The sequence below is a fragment of the Erythrobacter sp. 'gip.4 top 5' genome, assembly GCF_056495765.1.
Map to the genome: position 1 here is coordinate 1,134,486 of NZ_CP200270.1, position 20,832 is coordinate 1,155,317.

18 protein-coding genes and 1 tRNA gene are annotated in these 20,832 nt (G+C 63.7%); 10 read left to right on the forward strand and 9 right to left on the reverse strand.

The genetic code is table 11. The features are described 5' to 3' along the window. Positions 1 to 119 precede the first annotated feature (119 nt). On the forward strand, positions 120 to 1,496 hold the full coding sequence (gene gcvPA, locus ACRANW_RS05365; protein ID WP_479433504.1) for an aminomethyl-transferring glycine dehydrogenase subunit GcvPA: 1,377 nt from the start codon (positions 120 to 122) through the stop codon (positions 1,494 to 1,496). Continuing rightward, a complete protein-coding gene (gene gcvPB / locus ACRANW_RS05370; protein WP_479433505.1) occupies positions 1,493 to 3,061 on the forward strand; it encodes an aminomethyl-transferring glycine dehydrogenase subunit GcvPB in 1,569 nt (522 codons plus the stop codon). Before gcvPA ends, gcvPB begins: the two co-directional genes overlap by 4 nt. A gap of 17 nt (positions 3,062 to 3,078) precedes the next feature. Here gcvPB and ACRANW_RS05375 read toward each other — a convergent pair whose 3' ends face one another. Further along, complete coding sequence (locus ACRANW_RS05375; RefSeq protein WP_479433506.1) at positions 3,079 to 4,404, reverse strand: lipopolysaccharide biosynthesis protein; 1,326 nt, start codon at positions 4,402 to 4,404, stop codon at positions 3,079 to 3,081. A 157-nt stretch (positions 4,405 to 4,561) separates the two neighbouring features. Then, a complete protein-coding gene (locus ACRANW_RS05380) occupies positions 4,562 to 6,055 on the reverse strand; it encodes a CoA-acylating methylmalonate-semialdehyde dehydrogenase (protein WP_479433870.1) in 1,494 nt (497 codons plus the stop codon). A 150-nt stretch (positions 6,056 to 6,205) separates the two neighbouring features. Between ACRANW_RS05380 and ACRANW_RS05385 the strand changes: the two genes are divergently transcribed. Continuing rightward, on the forward strand, positions 6,206 to 7,168 hold the full coding sequence (locus ACRANW_RS05385; protein ID WP_479433507.1) for an SMP-30/gluconolactonase/LRE family protein: 963 nt from the start codon (positions 6,206 to 6,208) through the stop codon (positions 7,166 to 7,168). On the opposite strand, the gene ACRANW_RS05390 is transcribed toward ACRANW_RS05385, so the two are convergent. After that, the gene (locus ACRANW_RS05390) at positions 7,165 to 8,538 is read right to left on the reverse strand and encodes a M24 family metallopeptidase (protein ID WP_479433508.1); all 1,374 of its coding nucleotides are present in this window, start codon (positions 8,536 to 8,538) and stop codon (positions 7,165 to 7,167) included. The two genes, ACRANW_RS05385 and ACRANW_RS05390, sit on opposite strands and share 4 nt — an antisense overlap. 129 nt (positions 8,539 to 8,667) lie before the next feature. Here ACRANW_RS05390 and ACRANW_RS05395 point away from each other — a divergent pair, with 129 nt between their 5' ends. Together ACRANW_RS05395 and ACRANW_RS05400 are read left to right on the forward strand one after the other, a co-directional pair. Next, positions 8,668 to 9,639 carry a zinc transporter ZntB gene (locus ACRANW_RS05395; RefSeq protein ID WP_479433509.1) on the forward strand — a complete coding sequence of 324 codons (972 nt, stop codon included), beginning with the start codon at positions 8,668 to 8,670 and terminating at the stop codon, positions 9,637 to 9,639. Positions 9,640 to 9,739: 100 nt separating this feature from the next. Next, positions 9,740 to 9,813, forward strand: a tRNA-Gly gene (locus ACRANW_RS05400). Positions 9,814 to 9,854: 41 nt separating this feature from the next. Here ACRANW_RS05400 and ACRANW_RS05405 read toward each other — a convergent pair. The 6 genes from ACRANW_RS05405 to ACRANW_RS05430 form a co-directional block, all read right to left on the reverse strand. After that, positions 9,855 to 10,313 (reverse strand): VOC family protein, encoded by a 459-nt coding sequence (locus ACRANW_RS05405; RefSeq protein ID WP_479433871.1) that lies wholly within the window; start codon positions 10,311 to 10,313, stop codon positions 9,855 to 9,857. Continuing rightward, positions 10,313 to 11,008, reverse strand: a complete 696-nt coding sequence (locus ACRANW_RS05410; RefSeq protein WP_479433510.1) for a type 1 glutamine amidotransferase domain-containing protein — start codon at positions 11,006 to 11,008, stop codon at positions 10,313 to 10,315. Before ACRANW_RS05410 ends, ACRANW_RS05405 begins: the two co-directional genes overlap by 1 nt. 163 nt (positions 11,009 to 11,171) lie before the next feature. Beyond that, a complete protein-coding gene (locus ACRANW_RS05415; RefSeq protein WP_479433511.1) occupies positions 11,172 to 13,460 on the reverse strand; it encodes a penicillin acylase family protein in 2,289 nt (762 codons plus the stop codon). Between the two features lie 143 nt (positions 13,461 to 13,603). Next, positions 13,604 to 14,554 (reverse strand): TorF family putative porin, encoded by a 951-nt coding sequence (locus ACRANW_RS05420; protein WP_479433512.1) that lies wholly within the window; start codon positions 14,552 to 14,554, stop codon positions 13,604 to 13,606. A 323-nt stretch (positions 14,555 to 14,877) separates the two neighbouring features. Beyond that, positions 14,878 to 15,834 carry a DUF6733 family protein gene (locus tag ACRANW_RS05425; protein ID WP_479433513.1) on the reverse strand — a complete coding sequence of 319 codons (957 nt, stop codon included), beginning with the start codon at positions 15,832 to 15,834 and terminating at the stop codon, positions 14,878 to 14,880. A 272-nt stretch (positions 15,835 to 16,106) separates the two neighbouring features. Continuing rightward, a complete protein-coding gene (locus ACRANW_RS05430; protein ID WP_479433514.1) occupies positions 16,107 to 16,901 on the reverse strand; it encodes an SDR family oxidoreductase in 795 nt (264 codons plus the stop codon). Between the two features lie 238 nt (positions 16,902 to 17,139). Here ACRANW_RS05430 and ACRANW_RS05435 point away from each other — a divergent pair, with 238 nt between their 5' ends. The 5 genes from ACRANW_RS05435 (at position 17,140) to ACRANW_RS05455 (ending at position 20,829) form a co-directional block, all read left to right on the forward strand. Beyond that, on the forward strand, positions 17,140 to 18,498 hold the full coding sequence (locus ACRANW_RS05435; RefSeq protein ID WP_479433515.1) for an alkaline phosphatase PhoX: 1,359 nt from the start codon (positions 17,140 to 17,142) through the stop codon (positions 18,496 to 18,498). 10 nt (positions 18,499 to 18,508) lie between these two features. Continuing rightward, the gene (locus ACRANW_RS05440) at positions 18,509 to 19,072 is read left to right on the forward strand and encodes a hypothetical protein (protein WP_479433516.1); all 564 of its coding nucleotides are present in this window, start codon (positions 18,509 to 18,511) and stop codon (positions 19,070 to 19,072) included. Positions 19,073 to 19,195: 123 nt separating this feature from the next. Then, the gene (locus ACRANW_RS05445) at positions 19,196 to 19,657 is read left to right on the forward strand and encodes a Dps family protein (protein ID WP_479433517.1); all 462 of its coding nucleotides are present in this window, start codon (positions 19,196 to 19,198) and stop codon (positions 19,655 to 19,657) included. 72 nt (positions 19,658 to 19,729) lie between these two features. Next, a complete protein-coding gene (locus ACRANW_RS05450) occupies positions 19,730 to 20,356 on the forward strand; it encodes a 6-phosphogluconolactonase (protein WP_479433518.1) in 627 nt (208 codons plus the stop codon). Next, positions 20,356 to 20,829: an NUDIX hydrolase gene (locus tag ACRANW_RS05455; protein WP_479433519.1), complete on the forward strand. Its 474-nt coding sequence runs from the start codon at positions 20,356 to 20,358 to the stop codon at positions 20,827 to 20,829. Before ACRANW_RS05450 ends, ACRANW_RS05455 begins: the two co-directional genes overlap by 1 nt. Positions 20,830 to 20,832 lie beyond the last annotated feature (3 nt).

Consider the following 20,832-nt stretch of genomic DNA (forward strand, 5'->3'; position numbering starts at 1 on the left):
GTGGATACGTACCACTCATAGCGGCCTTGCACGTTTCGCCGGGGCGCTCACCGATTTTGCCGCGCACAGCGCGGGCCACGCCTGACCCTTTCACCCCCAGCCACGGAAGCACCTCTCCCATGCGCTACCTTCCTCTCACCGACACCGACCGGCAGGCCATGCTGGCGAAGATTGGCGCAGCCACGGTCGACGATCTGTTCGTCGATGTGCCTGAAGTGGCGCGCCTCGATGGCCCGATCCATGGACTGCCGATGCACGCCAGCGAAATGGCGGTGGAACGGCACATGAAAAAGCTGGCGGCCAAGAACCTGGTGGCGGGCGACGTCCCCTTCTTTCTCGGGGCAGGCGCTTACCGCCACCACGTCCCCGCCAGCGTTGACACAGTGATCCAGCGCGGCGAGTTCCTGACGGCTTACACGCCTTATCAGCCCGAAATCGCGCAAGGCACGCTGCAGGTCCTGTTCGAGTTCCAGACTCAGGTTGCGCGCCTCTATGGCTGCGCAGTGGCCAATGCCTCGCTTTACGACGGATCGACCGCGTGCTGGGAGGCGGTGGCGATGGCGACCCGCGTGACCAAGCGCAGCCGCGCGGTGCTGTCAGGCGCGCTGCATCCCCATTACGCCCAAGTGGTCAAGACCATGGCGCACTTCACCGGGGACACCATCGCCGACGCGCAGCCTGCGATCAGCGCCGATCCCGATCTGGACGGCCTGATGGCGCGGATTGACGAGGACACCGCCTGCGTTGTGGTGCAATACCCCGATATTCTGGGCCGGATCAGCGATCTGACCGCCGTGGCCGAAGCCGCGCACGCCAAGGGCGCGCTGCTGGTGGTGGTCAACACCGAGCCTGTGGCGCTGGGGGCAATCAAGAGCCCCGGTGAAATGGGCGCGGATATTGTGGTGGGCGAAGGGCAATCGCTGGGCGTCGGCCTGCAATTCGGAGGTCCTTACCTTGGCCTGTTTGCGGTGCGCGATTCCAAGCATGTGCGCCAGATGCCGGGCCGCCTGTGCGGCGAGACCACCGACGCCGAAGGCAAGCGCGGCTTCGTGCTGACGCTGTCCACCCGCGAACAGCACATCCGCCGCGAGAAGGCGACCAGCAATATCTGCACCAATTCCGGCCTGTGCGCGCTGGCCTTTACCGCCCACATGACGCTGCTGGGAGAAAAGGGCCTGCGCCAGTTGGCAGCGGAGAACCACCGCCTGGCCTGCCAGGCCGCCGACCGTCTGGCAAAGGTGCCGGGGGTACGCCTGCTCAACACTGCGTTCTTCAACGAATTTACCCTGATCCTCGAAGGCAAGCCCGCGCGCGAAATCGTGCGCGATCTGGCGGATCGCGGCGTGTTGGGCGGGGTGTCACTGGGCCGGTTGTATGCGGGCGTTGCGGCGCTGGAACATGCGCTGCTGGTTGCTGTGACCGAGACCACCACCGAAGACGATATCGAGCGCCTCGCGCAGGAACTGGAAGCCAGCATCAAGGAGACCGTGCAATGAACGCCCCGAACAAGTCTGGCTGGAAGCCCGCGATGGAATTGGCCGATCATGACGGCAACACCCAAGTTGCAGGCGGCCCCACTACCACCACCGGCAACCGCGCGCTGATGCTGGAAGAACCGCTGCTGTTTGAAATCGGCCGTGTCGATGTGACCGGCGTTGATCTGCCTGCGGTTGATCCGGACGCACCCAATCGGCTTGGCGGACTTGGCCGGGCAGAGCCAATCGGCCTCGTCGGTCTGACTGAGCCGGAAACCGTGCGCCACTACACCCGCCTCAGCCGCCAGAACTACGGGATTGACCTGGGCTTCTTCCCGCTCGGCAGCTGCACCATGAAGCACAATCCGCGCTTGAACGAGAAGATGGCGCGCCTGCCCGGCTTTGCCGACATCCACCCGCTCGCGCCGCAATCTGCGGTGCAGGGCGCGCTCGAGGTGATGAACGAGCTTGCCAACTGGCTGGTTACGCTGACGGGCATGCATGCCGTCGCGATGAGCCCCAAGGCAGGGGCGCACGGCGAATTGTGCGGAATGCTGTGCATCCGCGCCGCGTTGGAAGCGCGCGGTGATGCGCGTGAGGTTGTGTTGGTGCCGGAAAGCGCGCACGGCACCAATCCTGCCACGGCCGCTTTTGCGAATTACCGGGTCGAAAATATTCCCGCGACTCCCGAAGGCCGCGTCGATCTGGCAGCGATGAAAGACCGGCTTGGCCCGGATGTGGCAGCGGTGATGATCACCAATCCCAACACCTGCGGCCTGTTTGAAGCTGATCTGCGTGAAATCGCAGATGCCGTGCATGCTGCTGGCGGATATGTTTATTGCGATGGCGCCAACTTCAACGCCATCGTTGGCAAGGTACGCCCGGGAGATCTGGGCGTGGATGCGATGCACATCAACCTGCACAAGACCTTTTCCACCCCGCATGGTGGCGGTGGGCCAGGTTCAGGTCCGGTGGTTTTGTCCGAGGCCTTGGCTCCCTATGCGCCGCTGCCTTTCGTGCGCAAAGACGGTGCCGGCGCGTTCTACCTCGTCGAAGAGGAGAACCGGGAGGAAGGCGGGCCGACCTTTGGCCGCATGACCGCGTTCCACGGGCAGATGGGCATGTTCACCCGCGCGCTTACCTACATCCTCAGCCACGGCGCTGACGGGTTGAAGCAGGTGGCAGAGGACGCAGTGCTCAACGCCAACTACATCCTGCGCGGCATGGAAGATATTCTCCATGCGCCCTTCGCAGGCTCTGGCCCCTGCATGCATGAGGCGCTGTTTGGCGACAAGGAGTTCACCAATGGCCACACCACGCTCGATGTTGCCAAGGGTCTGATCGACGAAGGCTATCACCCGATGACCGTCTATTTCCCGCTGGTGGTCCATGGCGCGATGTTGGTCGAGCCGACCGAAACCGAAAGCAAGGCGACCATCGACCAATTCATCACCGCCTTCCGCAGTGTCGTGGAACGGGCGCTGGCGGGTGACGAGGCGCTGAAGCAGGCGCCTTATTACGCGCCCCGGCGGCGGCTTGATGAAACGGGCGCGGCGCGCAAGCCCAAGCTGGCGTATGAGGGGTAATCGAACCTAGGTTCGGATCAGGATTTGGGAGGGGCGGGCGTGTTGTCCGCCCCTTCGGTTATCTCCGGCCCGTTTTCCGGCACCACGACGATCCTGAACTGCTTGAGGTTCATGATTGCCAGATAAAAGCCGACCACGGTCAGCACGCTTGATCCCAGAACGGCAAAGCCTGCGCCTTGCGCGCCTTTCCAGCCGATCGCGGCTTCCAGCATGACCAGTGCAAGGATCGTCGGGAACAGGCGCACCAGGAAGGCCACGTGCGCCTTGCCTGCCGATACCAGCAGGGATTCGAGGCTCGCCCCCACCAGCTCCACTGCGCCCGCGATGCTGAGGATGATCATCGCCCAATAGAACCCGGTGAACTCCTCGCCCGCAATCAGGGCAATGCCCGGTCGGCCCAGCATGATCGCGGTGATCACGGCGGTCACACCCGCCAGCGCGGCAATGTTTGCCATGCGCCGCGCGATGTCCACCGCGCCGTCACGCGATTGCACCAGTTCGGGCAGGATCGCCTTGGAGATGGTCTGCGCCAGCGCGATCAGCGCCACGCCCAGCTGGTTGGCGATACGGAATCCGCCCGCAAGATACGCCCCGCCGAACGTGCCCACCAGCAGGATCATCACCTGCTTGCCCGCGACCGCGAGGCTACCCGACATATTGGTCGACAACACGAACTTCCACGCGTCCTTGTGGCGCGAGGGGATAGCGCGCAGGCTGATCGAGGCCAGCGTGACCGGCTGGACGCGCAAGGCGACCACCCACAGCGTCAGCGCGGTTGTCACTTCGGACAGCGCAAAGGCGAGGATGAAGCCGATCACATCGGGCATGAGCCACCAGGCGAGCAGGGTGCCCCCGGTGCGGATGACCGGCTGCACCGCTTCGGCCCCGGCGGCCTTGCCGTATTCCGAATGCAGCCGCAGCATCCCGGTGGGCGTCGTGCGGATCGCCAGCAGCGAGACCACGCAATAGATGAAAGTCAGCCACATCAGTTCGGGCGGCACATCCAGCCATAGCGGCGCGGTGAGCACCAGCACCGCTGACGCCAGCGTGCCGACCGCCATCGACACCCCATCGAGCGCCACGGCGAACCCGGTCGCTTCGCGCGCGCGGGCGATATCGACCCCCGGTTCGAACGGGTTCGCGCCCCAGCGCACGATGAATTGCCAGGTCTGGAAACTGGAAAACCCGGTGACCGCCTGCCCCAGCGCAATGATCAGCGCAAATTGGCCAAAGCCGATCGTGCCCAGCGTGCGCGCCGTGATGGCGAGATAGACAAGGCTGAGCACCGCGTTGAAACCGCGCCCGCCCAGCAGCCAGCCCATGTTTGCGAAGACCTGCTTCATGCGGTGTCCAGGACGGCCTTATTGGGTTGCCGAAGCGATCAGGGGCGGGGTGACCATAGCGCGCAAGCCTCTGCCGCAAATCACGCATCCCGCCAAGCATCGACGGCGCATCAGAAGCAACAAATGCGGTGGCCTGAGCGGCAGACGCTTTTGATCATCACCCCATCGTTGGGATCACAAAGGCGTTTGACCCATCCGGTGAGCCATCGGGCCAGCGCTGAGTGATCTTCTTGTTCTTGGTCCAGAACCGGAGGCCCTCGGTGCCATACTGGTCAATATCGCCAAAGCCCGATCGCTTCCATCCGCCAAAGGAATGGTAGGCAACCGGCACCGGGATCGGCACGTTGATGCCGACCATCCCGACATTGACCCGCGCGGCAAATTCGCGCGCGGCGTGGCCGTTGCGGGTGAAGATCGCGACGCCGTTGCCATACTGGTGCTCCGACGGCAGCCGTACCGCTTCTTCGAAGTCCTTGGCGCGCACGATCTGGAGCATGGGCCCGAAGATTTCTTCCTGATAGCTTTTCATCTGCGGGGTGACGTGGTCGATCAGGGTGGGGCCGACGAAGAAGCCCTTTTCATGGCCCTGCAGCGTGTACCCGCGACCGTCGACGACGATCTCCGCGCCTTCGGCCTCGGCCACGTCGATCCACTGTTCGATCCGCGCCTTGTGTTCGGGCGTGACGACGGGGCCGTAATCCGCATCGGGATCGTTGGAGACGCCGATGCGCAAGCCTGCGATGGCGGTCAACAGCTTGGCCTTGAGCCGTTCTGCCGTTTCCTCGCCTACTGGCACCACCACCGGAAGCGCCATGCAGCGTTCCCCGGCCGAACCAAAGGCCGCGCCGGTGAGGTCGTTCACCACCTGATCCAAGTCTGCATCGGGCAGCACGATCCCATGGTTCTTCGCCCCGCCAAAGGCCTGCACCCGCTTGTTATTGGCGCTGCCGCGGCTGTAGATATATTGCGCGATGTCGGACGAGCCGACGAAGCTGATCGCGGCAATATCAGGGTGGTCGAGGATCGCGTCGACCATTTCCTTGTCGCCGTGGACGACCTGCAACAGCCCTTCAGGCGCGCCCGCTTCCAGGAACAGTTCGGCCAGCCGCATCGGCACGCTTGGATCGCGCTCCGAAGGCTTGAGGATGAAGGCGTTGCCTGCCGCGCAGGCCATGCCGAACATCCACATCGGGATCATCGCCGGGAAGTTGAACGGGGTGATGCCCGCCCCGATACCGAGTGGCTGACGCATCGAATAGACATCGATCCCCGGCCCCGCGCCGTGGGTATATTCACCCTTCATCACCTGCGGGATGCCGCAGGCATATTCGATCACTTCGAGCCCGCGCTGCACATCGCCGCGCGCGTCGGGCACGGTCTTGCCATGTTCGGACGACAGCATTTCGGCCAGCGACTGCATGTTCGCTTCGACCAGCGCCTTGAAGGCGAACATCACCCGCGCACGGCGCTGCGGGTTGGTGGCGGCCCATTCGGGCTGGACGCGGCGGGCGGCGGCAACGGCCTGCGCCAGCAGCGCGGCATCGCCCAGTGCGACTTCGGCCTGCACTTCGCCGGTCGATGGGTTCCAGATGGCGTGCTTGCGGGTGGGGGCGGGCGTATCGCCGACGATAAAGTGGTCGATCTGACGCAGGGTCTGGGTCATGGGGGGGAACTCTCCTGTCTCTGGCCCTCCAATGGCGATGCGGACCTACGCTGGCAAGTCTTGCGACCTTCGCGAAAATGCTGGCGCGCAAGGGGGCGGGCGGGCAGGTTGTGCGCTGAACAGGTCGAGAGGGAAGCGATGATGGGCAAGACATGGCAGTTGATGGTCGGTATGGCGGCGGCATTGGCAGGCTGCGCCCTGACGCCTTCTGCATCACCGCCCACCTCCCCTCCGGCATCCATCGCTGATGACGACGCGCTGTTTGTACCCGGTAGCCTCGAACTGGCTGCTACCGGATACACCTTCACCGAAGGTCCGGCGTGGGATGGATCGCGGCTGATTTTCAGCGATATTCCGGGGGACACCGTTTATGCGCTCGTCCTGTCAGAGGGCGCGCCCAAAGTGCTCTATGCGCCGTCCGCGATGGCCAATGGCCATACCTTTGACCGCGACGGGCGCCTCATCAACGCCGAACACGCCAGTGGCGAAGTCACCCGCTGGACGCCAGAAAACGGCCGCCAGACCATCGTTTCCACCTATCAGGGCAAGCGCCTGAACAGCCCCAATGATGTGGTGGTGCGCCGCGACGGGATGATCTTTTTCACCGATCCGCCCTACGGCCTTGGCCAACGCGCGGCAGAGCTGGATTTCTCGGGCGTCTTTGCCTTTGACGAGGCAAGTGGTCGCATGGCCTTGATCGACAATGCGCTTTCGCGGCCCAACGGCCTCGCCTTTTCGCCGGACGAGCGCGTGCTTTATGTCGGAGACACCGCCACCCAGACGCTGTGGGCCTATGACATCGCGGCGGATGGCACCGCGTCGGGCAAGCGTGTGGTTGTCGATGTGACCGATGACAGCAAGCCCGGCCGGGTCGATGGCGTCAGGGTGGATACGGATGGGCGGGTGTGGTTCACGTGCCCCGGCGGCATCTGCGTGGTCGATCCGACCAAAGGCGCCGTCCTGGCGCGGCTGGAAACGCCCAAGCGCGCCACCAATCTGGCATGGGGCGGGCCGGACCTGTCGGAGCTGTACATCACCGCGCTGACCGATGTGTACCGCGTGAAAACCCGCGCGCGCGGGATTGGATCGTCGAGCCGCTAGTCTGACGGGATCAGCGTAATCGCGGTCTGGCGTCCGTCGATGTAACGCACGGTTTCGCCATCGAAGAAGGCGTCCTCCTCAGTCCGGAAATCGACCCGCTGCCCGCCCCACTCGGGCACCGACGCATAGGATGTTAGCTCGATCGACCATGCCGTGTTGGCCCGGATCGGGCCTTGCCCACGCGGGTCGGGGTTCTGATTGTCCCAGAACCCGATGCTCGGCCCCGCGCCATGGCCGTGATAGCCGATGGGGTGGGTGTAGATCGAAGGATCAAGCCCCGCTGCGATCGCATCGGCGCGGGCCTGTGCAAGCGCGTCGTTGCCGCTGATCCCCACCTTGAAGGCGCGGGTGAGGTAATCCTGCACCCGGTTGCTGTTCGCAAGGCCAGCGCGCAGTCCGGCGGGGGCTTCGGTTTCACCCGGCTTCAGCACATAGGCGAGATGCTGGGTATCAGTGTTGAGCCGCAGGTAGGTGAAGCCGAAATCGGTCCACAGCAGATCGCCCGGCTGAATCACTTCGTCGCCTTCGATCATGCCCGTCACGCCGGCGCGCTGGATCGCCACCGAAGGATGAAACCACGGATCAAGGCCCAGTCCCATCAGCCGGTCACGATACCACCATTGTACCTCTTGTGCGGTGGTGACGCCGGGCGTGATCACGGCCCGCGAAAATGCCTCACCAATCACCGCGTGGGCGGTGCGAACAATGGTGGGATACAGCGCCATCTCACTGGCCGTGCGGGTTTCAAGCCAGCGGATCGACAGCCCCTCGCCGCTGACCACGCGGTCATGCAGGGCAGGGGGCAGCTTTGCCATGAAGCGATCATATTGGCTCAGCGTCATACCGTCGGCGAACTGGGTGAGATCGGAGGAATTGATCGCGATTTTCTCCGGGTTTTTCGCCGCGATCAGATCGGAGACGGCCTGCCACTGATCGGGCTGCGCGTCAGGGTTCCAGGTTGGCGCGAACAGTCCGCCAAGGCCATAGCGGCTGACTGTCAACCGCTCGACCGGCTGGCCTTCGCCCGGATCATGAAACACGAGGATCGTGCGGCGGCGGGCGTGCATGTTTTCGGCATCGAGCATGGTGGCGACCACCGGTTCCTCGAAATATTCGCGCGCCACCAGCAGCCACAGGTCGATCCCCTCTTCGCGCATGATCTGCGGGATCAGGGTGTCAAGCCGCTCGGCCAGGATGCGGTTTTCGAGTGTAGCGCGCGCGCGTGGGCTGAGGATTGGTGGCAATTCGGGCGCCGCGACCTCGGTTTGGCTGAGTGTCAGCGGCGCCTGCGCTTGGGCGCCCGCCGGGACCGCCGCAGCCGCCAGCAGGCCTGCGATTGCGCCTACGGAAATAACGTGCTGCCCGATCATGCCGAAGTCCCTCTGCCTTAAAATCAGTGTTCTGGCGAAGGCACAACGCAGGATCAAGCGTTTGCGCGATCGGCGCGCTGGTGTGTCGGCGCTTGCCGTTGGCCGTGGGCCGGGGCTAACGCGGGCGGCATGAAACAGCCGTCCGCCGCGCCGCGCCTGCACGCCCTGGTTGCCGAAAACGGCAATGTCACCGAAATCCCGCCGCACGCGGTTGTGACCTATGCGGGGCTGGGATTCGTATGGCTTCATGCCGAGAGCGCGGCGCAGGCCAGCCGTGACGATCTGCCCGCCTATGTCCCGCCGATGGCAGCCAACGCGCTGGTGGCGCAGGAGACCCGCCCGCGTTGTGACGAGGTGGACGAGGCCGCACTCATCAACCTGCGTGGCACCGCAGCGGACACGATGCAGGACAGCGACGGGCTGGTGTCGATTCGCGTGTGGGTCGAAGGGCGGCGGGTCACATCGGTCAGCCGTCACCGCCTCGCCGCGCTGGGCAAGGTCGACGCCGCTATGCGCGCCGGGCGGCTGATGGACGGCGGCGATTTCGTGGCCGCGCTGGCGCAGGCGATTTCGACCGAGCTCGATCCGCAAGTGGCCGATCTGGGTGACCAGCTTGATGATTGCGAAGGGATGCTCGATGGTGGCGATATCTATGCACTGCGACGCAAGATTGCCGGGCTGCGCAGTCAGGCGATTGTCCTGCGGCGGTTTGTCGCGCCCGACCGCGATGCGCTGGGCGCGATGGCGCAACTGGAATTCGCCTGGATCAGCAAGGAGGACCGGATGCATCTGCGCGAGGCGGCAGACCGCTTTGCGCGCATGGCCGAGGAACTGGAGGCCGTGCGCGAGCGCGCCGCGCTGCTGCACGAGCAGCTGACCGATCTGCGCGCAGAAAAGATCGACCAGCGCAGTCTGGGCATTGCCGTGACGGCGTTTATCTTTTTGCCCCTGACCTTCGTGACGGGGCTGCTCGGCATGAATGTCGAAGGCATTCCCTTTGCCTCTCACCCCTGGGCATTCTGGGGCGTGGTGGGTTTCTGCCTGCTGATCGGCGCCGTCGTGATGGGCTGGTTCGCGTGGCGACATTGGCTTGAGGACTGAGCGTTGGCAGCGATAGGGCAGCGATCCGGTGTTGACCAGCCGCGGGGAATCGTGGCAACGGCGCTGATCGTGACCGCAGGCGTACAGCCGCGGCCGCCATGCGGGTGTAGCTCAATGGTAGAGCAGCAGCTTCCCAAGCTGACGACGAGGGTTCGATTCCCTTCACCCGCTCCACAATCCTGCACCTCAAACTGCGCTGACGGATTGTCGCGCTGTCACCACGCGCCGGTGTTGGGCATTGACACCCACGGTTCTGCCGGTGCCTTGTGTTCGCCCATTTGAAGCAGTTCCACCGAGATGCCATCGGGCGAGCGGACAAATGCCATATGGCCATCACGCGGAGGGCGATTGATCGTCACGCCCCCGGCTTGCAGCCGGGCGCAGGTTTCGTAGATATCGTCCACCAGGTAGGCGAGATGGCCGAAATTGCGGCCGCCTGTGTAGCTTTCCGGCGCGCTGCCATCTTCGGGCGGCCAGTTATAGGTCAGTTCGACCTCGGCCTGGGCGCGTTCGCCTTCGCCGCGATAATCTTCATCGGCGGCCAGGAAGATCAAGGTGAAACGTCCGGCTTCGCTTTCCATTCGCCGGGTTTCTTTCAGCCCCAGCAGTTCAAAGAAGCGGACCGAAGCGTCCGGGTCGGACACCCTCAGCATGGTGTGAAGATAGTGCATGATCAGCGCGCCTGGGTCTTCAGAACGTCCATCACCAGTTCGGCGGTGCGGGTTGCGGAGGCCGGGTTTTGGCCGGTAATCAGATTGCCATCGCGCAGCGCAAAGGGTTCAAAATCCGGGCCGCTTTCATGCTTGGCGCCCAGCTGCTTCAAGCGGGTTTCGAGCAGGAACGGCACGGCTTCGGCAAGACCCACGGCACGTTCTTCGCTGTCGGTGAAGGCCGCAACGCGCCGTCCATTGACCAGCGGCTTGCCATCAGGCCCAATGGCCAAAACCAGTCCGGCCGGCCCGTGGCACACGGCCGCAACGATCTTGCCCTGCCGGTCAAGCCGCTCGATCAGGCGCGCGAGTTCCTCGTTATCGGGATAATCGAACATGGTGCCGTGCCCACCGGGCAGGAAGACCGCATCGAAACCGGAGGTGTCGATGCTGGTAAAAGCGAGCGTATTGGCAACCTCGGCCTGAAACGCCTCATCTTTAAAATAGCGTTCGACTGACGCATCGTTTTTGCCGTCGGCATTGAGGCTGCGCGCATCGATCGGAATCGCGCCCCCGGAAATCGAGGCCAGCTTCACATCCGCGCCCGCATCGCGGAAAGCGTAATAGGGGGTGGTCAGTTCTTCAAGCCAGACGCCGGTTGGTTCGGTGCCGGGGGTCATCCGGTCGGCGGAGGTGGCGATCATCAAAATACGGGGCATGGGATAATATCCTTGAACAGATTGGTTACTGGGCCCGCAGGCCCAAGCATCTGCAAGACAAAAGCCACATAGGCCGAGAATGTTTCCGTGGGCCGGCGCGGCGGCGGCGGGGTGTTGGTGGTTTCCGGCGTGCCGAGCGGCTCGCCGGTCCCCAGTGACCAGTCTACTGCGCGATCCGCTTGGGCTTGCCGATGCGGGCCTTGCGAATATCCGCAAGGTGCCACGGCAGGCGATGCCATTGCTTGGCGGCATAAGCGCGGGTCTGGTCGGCGGCGTGGGGGGAGGCCGGGTCGGTCGATTGCGAATAGCTCAGGATCGCGTCTGCCACCGGGCCGTTTTCGTCAAAGCCGACGATCTGGATGTAGCTGGTGCCGTGGCGTGGGGTCAGGCCGTTCGGTGTCGGCACGGATTCCTGCATGTTGAGGATGCCCAGCGTGCCGGGGCCGCCATGGATCGGGATCGCGTCATTGCCCGCCATCACCCGCTGCACATCACCCCATGGCGCATCAAGCGCGACTCCGTCCTTTTCGAGATCCTCCACGGCTTCGCCCAGCGCAGCCAGCAGCTTTTCGCGCTTCGCCCCATCGGTGGCAAGGTTGCGCGGGGTATTGACCGGGTCGGTCGTGTCGAAAGGCACCGCCCACAAGCCGGGTAGCTTGGCTGCCCTGGGCCAGAAGGCGCGGAACAGCGCCGCGCCGCGGCTGCTCGCCTCGAAGCGGCGGTCCCAGCCGGTCAGCGTCTTGCAGCCGCGCACCGCTGCTTCGGGCAGCCCAGCGTCGCCAGCGCACAAGGTTGTGATCGCATCCATCGCCATGTCGGCAGCAAGGCTCTTGTTCGCAAAGGCGTGGGCCTGCGCGCGCGCATGATCGACCTTGCCGCCCGCCAGCAGCGCAGCGGTTTCCGTGAAGTTGGACCGGGTGCGAAGGCTGCGCGCCGTTTCGTACTTGCCCAGGATCGGCGACAATTGCCGGTGCGGGATCGCCGGATTGCTGATCCAGTAGCTGTCGTTTGAATTGGTGAGGTAGCTGCGCACGATCGTTGTTGCCTGATCGCTGGCAGGCATCAGGCCGGGCGCAGGCGTGCCTTCCGCCACGGCCCAGTCGCAGGCCTGCTTCGATCCGTCGAGCAGCACCGCAAGTTCGGCAAACAGGCCCGAAATCGGCGTCGAGCAGGTGGTGATCATTTCGGCGGAGACATTCGGGATCGCCGTGACATCGGCGTGCAGCGCATCGCCGTAGCGATCGGCCGCGATGGTGTTGACCCAGGGGATGCCGAGCGTTTCGCTTACAGCGGCTTTGATCTCACCGACGTTTTTCGCTTCACCGATCTGCAACCATGCCTCGATCCCGCGCTGGTTGCCGCGATTGGCATCGCGCACCGCGAAGGCGTTTGCCGTGCTCCAGGTGATGCCGCGCCCGGGGACCACAAACACCGGGCCGAAACGCGTGGAATAGAGCGTTCGCGTCACCGCCGGGGTGCCTTCGGGCATCGGCACGGTGATGGTCTGCGGCGTCATTGCCATGCTTTGCCCATCGACCATGTAGCGGGTGGGATCAGCCGGATCGAGCGCAAGCTGATACAGCGTGAAGTGCTTTGCCTCGGTCACGGTATGAGTCCAGGCAATGTCCTTGTTGAAGCCCAGCGTCGGCATCGGGTTGCCGGCCAGGCCCACGCCCATCACTTCGTAACCGTCTGGCCCCTTCACGTGCATCTGCCAGAAGCGGTTGGGGCCCTTCCAAGGAAAGTGCGGATTGCCGACTACCATGCCGCGTCCGTCTGCGGTCGTATCGCCGCCAAAGGCCCAGCCGTTGCTGCCCATGCCCAGTTCGCCGGGTTTGGGCATGGTGATGGCGGCCGTGGGCGCGGGCACAGCGCTGCCCGGAGGCGCCGCATTGGCGATGGCGGATGCCAGGTTGAGCGAGCTGGCCAGCAGCATCTGCTTTTCATTCAGGCGCAGCATATCGTCGCGGGTGATCGGGCGGACCCAGGCCTTGCCCCGGCAATCCGCGGGAATACCGTCAGCGCCGGCATCCTTGAGGAAGCGGTTGTAGCCTGCGACATAGCCGTCCAACAGGCCGAGTACCCGAGGGGTCAGCGTTTTGGCGCCTTCCTGCAGGGCGGGCAGATCGATGATCGTGCGGAAAAACACGTCCGAGGACAGGTTATCGACTTCCTCGAACCCCAGCGTGGCGGTGCCTTCAGGACCGAAATGGAGCGATCGCGTGCCCGCGACGGTCGCAAACTCTTCGGCCAGCAGGCACAAATTGTCTTGCGCATAGGCATAGGCGACGCCGTATCCCACGCCGCGCCAGTCCTTGGCTTCGATATGCGGAATGCCGTAGGTGGTGCGCGTGATCGTGGCGTCATAACGCTTGCCCGCCAGCGCCTCGCTTGCCGGGATCAGTGTCAGCGCAGCCGCACTTGCTGCCAGAACCGCCATCCGCTTCATCATTGCTCTCCCGCACACTTGTTTCCGGTTGTCGTGTGCAACCTATCGGCAAGGGGGCGGGCAAAGTAAAGGGGCGCCCCGCCGCATGGCAGGGCGCCCCCTTTTGTCAGGCCTTTCTGTCAGGCCGTTATGTCAGGCGGGCACGATCAGAACGCGGCGGTGACCGAGAACACCACTGTGGCGTCCGAGATGGAGTTGCCCGCCAGCGTGGCAAAGTTGGGGCGGTAAAGCCTGGCTTCGGCTTCGCTAATGTCGGTATCGACATAGGCGACTGACAGCGTCAGGCCATCAAGCGGCGAAATATCGGCGCCGATCAGCCAATCGAAATAGGTGCCGGTGGGCGCGATGCTGGTGCCGTTGGGGCCAAGGCCGGGGTTGCCGTCCGAATAGCCGATATGGGCTTTCAGGCTGACCGGCGTGTCGGGGATGCCATAAACCGCATCGCCCGCAAGATAGAGGTTGTCTTCCTTGTCGCCCGGATCAAAGCCGCCACCGACGGGAAAGACATTGCCCAGCGCTTCCTGCTGCGGCGCATAGGCAACCGTGGCTGTCAGTCCGAGTGGGCCGACATCGCCTGAAAGCTTGGCGTAGAGTTCAGCGAAGTCGGTGGTATCCGCGCCGCTGGGATACATGAACCAGGTCAGGCCGACATCCAGCGTGCCTTCACCCACCGGCATGGCGTAGCCTGCGAAGAGATCCAGTTCCATGTTGGCGCCGCCAAAGGTGCCCCAGCCGGCGAGGTTGGAACCCCACGTGCCGACATAAAAGCCGCTTTTATGGCCGATGGTGAAGCCGCCCTGCACCGCCATGCCTTCATCGGTCTGCGATACACCGCGGAAGCGGTAGTCGCTGGTGAGCGTGGCTGAACCCGAAACCGTGATCGGGGATGCGGCATCTTCCTGGCCGGTGGCGGTGGCAAGATCGATCGGCGCGATGGCGCGCTGCGAGGCGGCAGTCGGCTCGCTTCTGGGGAGAACGGTTTCAGTGTCGTCAACCGGGCCAGCGGAGGCGGCTTGCGTATCGCCTGCAAAGGCAGGCGTGGCAAAGCAGGCGATGAGGGCAACGGCCGATGCGGCCGAGGCAAAACGAATGGACATAAGGAACGCTCCATAGAGAGGTTTGGATCGTTCCACCTGCGCGGCGTGCAGGAATTATTGTCCGATAGATCGGGTCCCCATCACGCCGCGATCATAATCATCCAAGCGCAATGCGCGCACAAAGCTTATGTGAAAATGGGCTGCCATATTATCTTATTGCGTGTCTTTGCTGCAACAGTTTGCATATATGAAGATTCAATAATCTGGAGATATGTGGTTTGCTTGTGCTTCTGTTCCTCGCGGCAAAAGGGGGCGCTGCGACCCGATTTCGGTCGCAACGCCCCCGTTGGTGTGGAGTCCGGTAGTGTCGAACTGTCAGCTTATCAGAACGTGAAGCCAGCGGTCAGCTTGTAGAAGTCGCCGTCGTTGCCGTTTTCGATGTCGGCACCGGCAGTGAAGCGGGCGAAGAAGCCGTTGCTGGTCTTGAACTGCACGTAAGGGCCAAGCCACTGGTACGCGCGCGCAGTCGCGCCACCGGGGAAGGTGTTGCGGGTGTTGCTGAGCAATTCGTAGTGCGCGCCGGCTGAGACTTTGTCGCTGAATTTGTAGCCTGCATTGATCCAGGTGTGCAGGAAGTCGAGCGCGGCGTCATCGTTGCGGTTGCGCAGCGCAGCGTAATAGCCGCCGTAATATTCCGCTTCGAACGTCGGGTCAGAATAGTTGACGGTGAGGCTCGGCACGATGCCGTCAGCGAAATTGCCGCCCGTTCCGTTCGGAACGCCGTTGGGGTCACGTGCGCCGCCCGACAGCAGCGACCCGTTGGTGAGGCCGACCTGCGGCTTGATGACGAAATTGCCGCTGTAGATCGCAGCGCCAACGCCGAATTCGGTCCACAGGTCAGAACCCAGGGCCGTGCCGAAGGCGTCGGTGGTCCAGATGATGCCGTAAAAGCTGAAATCAACACTCTCGCTGACCGGGATCAGGCCGTTGAATGCCGGATAGAAGCCGAAGAACGAATCCTGATTGAGCGTTACGGTAAAGGAGTCTGAACGACCCCCGTTTGCGCTGCCCTGCGCCGCGGCGGCGGCGGCGGTGGCGATGGCCGCGCTCGAAACGGTGATTTCGCCATTACCCACGGCAATGCCCGGGCTTGCGGGAGCAGCAGCGAGTGTGAGATCAAATGGGCCGGCATCGTCTTCGGCGGCATTGGCCGTCTTTGTGACGACCGCAGTGGTAGCGGCGGCGTCAATGGCCAGGTCCGGACCCTGCGCAAAGGCCGGGGCCGACAGGGCTGATGCCAAAGTCAGCGCCGATGCGGCGCAAGCAAAACGAACTGTCATAAGGAACGCTCCTGTAAGAGAGGTGGGACCGTTCCGCCTGCGTGCTGCACTTTGGCTTCTTTTTCTTTCGAGCGAGCCTCATCCGCAGCAAGAATGTGACATAACGTCAGATGCGCTTCGTACAATTCATTATGTTCTGGATGCTGTCACATTACGGCTTCATTGTTGCGCCGAAGAAACAAATTCAATTTCACTTATCATTACAGATATAAATAAGCATATATTAATATCTTTGAAGATTTCTATTCATCAATCCGCACCCTGATGGCAAATCACCTCGGCGGCATCCGGATTGCCCCGTCCAGCCGGAACTGGTGGCCGTTGATGTAGCTGTTGCGCGAAATTTCCAGCACCAGTGAGGCAAACTCCTCCGGCTCGCCAAGCCGCTTGGGGAACGGGACGCTGGCGTTCAGCTGCGCCCACATCGGCGGGTTGCGGCCTTTCATCCCCAGCATCAGCGGGGTGGCGAAAATGCCCGGCATCACCGAATTGATCCGGATACCCATGTCCATCAGATCGCGCGCCATCGGCAGGACGAGGCCATTCACGCCGGCCTTGCAACTGCCATAGATCACCTGACCGATCTGTCCGTCCTGCGCGGCCACGCTGGCGGTGAGGATAATGCAGCCACGCTCGCCATCATCATTCACCGCATCGGCATTGGCCATCCCCAGCGCGGAGATGCTGGCGATACGGTAGCTGGCGACCAGAATGCCTTGCGCGCCGAAGGCGTAATCTTCGGTCGAGAGCCGCTTGTAGGCCCCCGTTTCCTTGTCCCACCCCAGCGTCTTGCCGCGCCGCGATGCCATAGCGCAGTGCAGCGTCACGCGCTCCTGCCCGTGGGCGGCGCGGGCGGCGGCGAACCCTGCCTCGACCGAGTCTTCGTCCATGATGTCGACATGGTTGAAGGTGCCGCCAATATCCCTTGCGTGCGCTTCGCCCGCGTCATCATTGATGTCGAAAATGGCGACCTTCATGCCCGCATCGGCAAAGGCCTTGGCGCTCGCCTTGCCTAGCCCGCTTGCGCCGCCTGTGACCACTGCGGCCATGCCGGGTTCGATCTTCATGACACTTCTCTCCCTCGATGTGTTTTGACGATCGCTATCCTGATCGTTTGCCCGGCGCTAGCTCCTCATCTGCCGCATTTGAATTACGATGGCGATCTGGCGCATTGCTGACCCGCGCAAAGGCCTTGCACCAAACCGGGCCGGGCGGGAACAATCCGCTTTGCACGCAGACCTTCCGCTTACCTCCGCTGGGACGAAGTGCTTGCGGCACACAAGGCGGGCCTGTAATCCGCGCGGCATGAACAAGGCTCCTGCATTTGCACCCAATCGCCGCCGGTTTCTCGGCGCGACCGCTTCCGCTTTTGCCGCGCTGACGGCAAGCGGGTGCATGACACGCGGCGCGGCCACGGCGAGCGCCGCCTCGCGGTCCGCAGCGGGCGGCTTTGCGGGTTACGGCACGCTGGTGCGCGATCCGGCGGGCTTTCTCGATCTGCCCGAGGGCTTTTCCTACCGGGTGATTTCGCGCCTGGGCGATGCGATGGATGATGGCGGCACTGTGCCTGACCGGGCCGACGGGATGGGCTGCTTCGACCTTGGTAACGGTGAGATCGCGCTGGTGCGCAATCACGAGCTTCAGCCCAAGCACGATGCGGGCGGACCAATCGCCAAGGGGTTCGGCAAGCGCAATGGCGAGTTTGTGCCCGGCGGCACCACCACCATCGTGCTTGATGCCGCGACCCTCACCGTCAAGCGCCAGTTCCGCAGCCTTGGTGGGACGATCCGCAATTGTTCGGGTGGTGTAACGCCGTGGGGCAGCTGGCTCACGTGCGAGGAAGCGCCCACCGGCCCCGGCCAGCCTTATGGCGACGGGTTGGAGCGTGACCACGGCTGGGTATTTGAAGTCCCGGCATCCGCACGCGGATTGGTCGATCCCGTGCCGCTGACCGCAATGGGCCGCTTCAATCATGAAGCCGCCGCCGTCGATCCGGCCACCGGCATCGTCTATATGACCGAGGACCGCGACGATGGCGTGCTCTACCGCTTTGTCCCCAAGGTGCCGGGCAGGCTGGCCGGAGGCGGGCGCTTTCAGGCAATGGTGATCGAAGGCCTGCCGGATTCGCGCAATTGGGCGACCGGGCTGATGCCGCTGCGCAAAGGCTATCCTGTCACCTGGGTCGATCTTGACGAACCCGAAGCGCCCAAGGATGATCTGCGCCTCCGCGCGGCGATGCAGGGGGCGACAATGATTGCGCGCGGTGAAGGCCTGCACATGGGGGACAACGCCGTTTTCGCCTGCTGCACCAGCGGCGGGGCGCAGCATCTGGGCCAGATCCTCAAGCTCACTCCGGGCCTTGCCGGGGCAGGCGACACGATCGAGCTGTTCTTCGAAAGCGAAAACAAGGCGCAGTTCGATTACGGCGACAATCTGACCGTTGCCCCCAACGGCCACCTGATCGTGTGTGAAGACCAGTATACCGACGTGGTCGACAACCACATTCGCGGCATCACCCCGGCAGGGGAGGCTTATACCCTGGCGCGTCTGACCGCGCAGTGCGAGTTGGCCGGGGCCTGCTTCTCACCCGATGGCGCGTTGCTGTTCGTCAATGCCTATGGGCCGACGGCAACGCTGGCGATCACGGGGCCTTGGGCGGCGTGATCGTTTAGGCGTGGACGGGTTCCTGCTCGCATTTGTGCTGGTTTTTTCGCTGGCGATGGGCGGGCGCGATCAGGGGTTGGTGGCGCAGTGGGCGGACAGCCTGAATCGCAGCACCGCGCTGCTGGTGGTCGCCGAGGTCTGCGCGTTCCTCAGCGCCGGCGCCATGGCGTGGTTGGGAGCCGAGTTTGCCGCCCTGTTACCGCGCCGCGCCGCCCAGATGCTGGTCGCCTTCGCGTTGGGCGTGGCGGCGGTGGAACTGGCGCTGCCGGTGCGGATCACGCCGCCGCGCGAGCCGACCCGTTCGCTGGGGGCCATCGCGATCGTCTTGCTGGCCCGCCAGATGGGAGACGGCGCGCGCTTTGCGGTATTCGCGCTCGCCGCGTGGACGGTGGTGCCGGTGACCGCCGCCATCGGCGGAGCGCTGGGCGGCGCGGCGGCGGTGGCGATCGGCTGGTCGGCTGGTGCTGCGGGCCTTGCCCGTTGGCCCTTGCGCCCGGTGCGGTGGGCGCTGGCTGCGGGCCTGATGCTCATAGCCATCTTCGCCGGATTGAACGCACGTTTCGCCGCCTACTGATTGCTGATGGGGTGAAGAAAATTGCGCCCATCATGAAACATTCGCGCAAGTTTGCGCTTATTCTTACCAACACCGGTGCGGCGCCGATGCTTTGGCGCCGCCATAATCGTACAGGAGCCCCCTATGGCTAAAACCGAAACCAATTCGAAGACCGCGCTGATTGCCGAACTCAACGGCCTGCTCGCGGATCACTTCGCGCTTTATACCAAGACCAAGAACTTTCATTGGCATGTGAAAGGCCCGCGCTTCCGCGATCTTCACCTGTTGTTTGACGAACACGCCATCGAAATCCGCGACCAGATTGACGTGATCGGTGAGCGCGTGCGCAAGCAGGGCGGCGAAACGCTGACCTCGATTGGCTCAATCGCCAAGCACACCAAGATCAAGGATCAGGACAGCACATCGCTTTCGCCTGATGACATGGTCACCGAACTGCGGGACGATAACCAGAAGGTTATTGATCGTCTCAAGGCGATGAAGGATCTTGCCGAACAGGCAGGCGACAACGCCACCGATGGCTTGCTGGATGATTGGACCGACATGGCGGAAGAGCGCGTGTGGTTCCTGTCCTCAATCCTGGGCTAATACGACTGCATTAGCGGTTCACAAACGGGCCGTCCCCTTTGCCGGGGGCGGCCCGTTTGCTATGCTGCGACTATGAAAAGTGTGACGATTGTTGACGGCGCAGATAACGCCGCGATTGCGGAATGGCTGTCGTCGCGGCTGAACGGGACAGATGCGGCGGAGAGTGCCATCACCGTCCCCGGCGGTTCGACGCCGTTTCCGATCATGCGTGCGCTGATTGATGGCGGCTCTGTCGATTGGCATCGGCGGCAGGTCTGGCTCAATGACGACCGGATCGTGCCCGAGGCGCATGAGGCGTCCAACACCGGAAAAATGCGCGCCTTGCTGGAGCCTGCGGGCGCGCGGATCATGGCGCTCAGCGAAGGTGCGGTGCCGCCGCGCTTTGCCCTGACATGGCTTGGCATGGGGCCGGACGGGCACATTGCTTCGCTGTTTCCTAACACCGATCCCAAAGCTGATGACACCCAGGCGATCCGCCGCCTGACCCCCGATCCGCTTCCCCCACACGCGCCGTTTGACCGGATCACGCTGACCATCCCCGCGCTTGCGGCGACGGGCGAAGTCCTGTTCACGCTGGGCGGCGCGGCGGACAAGCGCCCCGTGTTCGAAGCGGCGCTCGCGGGCGAGAACGACCTTCCCGTGGCACGCCTGCTGCGCACCGCGCAGGCGCGCGGCATCCCGGTGACTGTCTTCACCTGATGGCAAACCTGCTCCCTGCCGCGCTGCACCGCGCCCTCATGCCAATCGCGCATCGGGTGCGGCATCGCTGGCGGCGTTGGCGCAAAACACCGATTGCGGGGGTCAGCGTGGTGATCACCAATCTGACCGGCGATGTCCTGCTGCTGAAACATTCTTACGGTGCCGATGTCTGGAGCCTGCCGGGCGGCGGCCTTGCTCGCGGTGAAGATCCGGAGGCCGCGGCCCGGCGTGAAGTGCGCGAAGAATTGGGCGTGGAACTCGCCCGGATTGAGCCGATCGGCATTCTTGAAGAAGTGCTGTCCGGATCGCCCCACACCGCCCACGTGTTTGCCGCTGTGTGTGATCATCGACCACAGCCCGATCGGCGCGAAGTGCTGGAGGCGCGATTCTTCCCGTCGCATTCGCTGCCTGAACCTCTGGGACGCACCACCCGAACGCGGATTGCGGCGTGGCGGGCGCGGGGAACGGGATAAAAG

What these genes read in the sequence shown, in the direction of transcription:
- gcvPA (WP_479433504.1), top strand. Translation starts at nt 120, where the DNA reads ATGCGCTACCTTCCTCTCACCGACACCGACCGGCAGGCCATGCTGGCG.
- gcvPB (WP_479433505.1), top strand. Translation starts at nt 1,493, where the DNA reads ATGAACGCCCCGAACAAGTCTGGCTGGAAGCCCGCGATGGAATTGGCC.
- ACRANW_RS05375 (WP_479433506.1), bottom strand. Translation starts at nt 4,404, where the DNA reads ATGAAGCAGGTCTTCGCAAACATGGGCTGGCTGCTGGGCGGGCGCGGT.
- ACRANW_RS05385 (WP_479433507.1), top strand. Translation starts at nt 6,206, where the DNA reads ATGATGGGCAAGACATGGCAGTTGATGGTCGGTATGGCGGCGGCATTG.
- ACRANW_RS05390 (WP_479433508.1), bottom strand. Translation starts at nt 8,538, where the DNA reads ATGATCGGGCAGCACGTTATTTCCGTAGGCGCAATCGCAGGCCTGCTG.
- ACRANW_RS05395 (WP_479433509.1), top strand. Translation starts at nt 8,668, where the DNA reads ATGAAACAGCCGTCCGCCGCGCCGCGCCTGCACGCCCTGGTTGCCGAA.
- ACRANW_RS05410 (WP_479433510.1), bottom strand. Translation starts at nt 11,008, where the DNA reads ATGCCCCGTATTTTGATGATCGCCACCTCCGCCGACCGGATGACCCCC.
- ACRANW_RS05415 (WP_479433511.1), bottom strand. Translation starts at nt 13,460, where the DNA reads ATGATGAAGCGGATGGCGGTTCTGGCAGCAAGTGCGGCTGCGCTGACA.
- ACRANW_RS05420 (WP_479433512.1), bottom strand. Translation starts at nt 14,554, where the DNA reads ATGTCCATTCGTTTTGCCTCGGCCGCATCGGCCGTTGCCCTCATCGCC.
- ACRANW_RS05425 (WP_479433513.1), bottom strand. Translation starts at nt 15,834, where the DNA reads ATGACAGTTCGTTTTGCTTGCGCCGCATCGGCGCTGACTTTGGCATCA.
- ACRANW_RS05430 (WP_479433514.1), bottom strand. Translation starts at nt 16,901, where the DNA reads ATGAAGATCGAACCCGGCATGGCCGCAGTGGTCACAGGCGGCGCAAGC.
- ACRANW_RS05435 (WP_479433515.1), top strand. Translation starts at nt 17,140, where the DNA reads ATGAACAAGGCTCCTGCATTTGCACCCAATCGCCGCCGGTTTCTCGGC.
- ACRANW_RS05445 (WP_479433517.1), top strand. Translation starts at nt 19,196, where the DNA reads ATGGCTAAAACCGAAACCAATTCGAAGACCGCGCTGATTGCCGAACTC.
- ACRANW_RS05450 (WP_479433518.1), top strand. Translation starts at nt 19,730, where the DNA reads ATGAAAAGTGTGACGATTGTTGACGGCGCAGATAACGCCGCGATTGCG.
- ACRANW_RS05455 (WP_479433519.1), top strand. Translation starts at nt 20,356, where the DNA reads ATGGCAAACCTGCTCCCTGCCGCGCTGCACCGCGCCCTCATGCCAATC.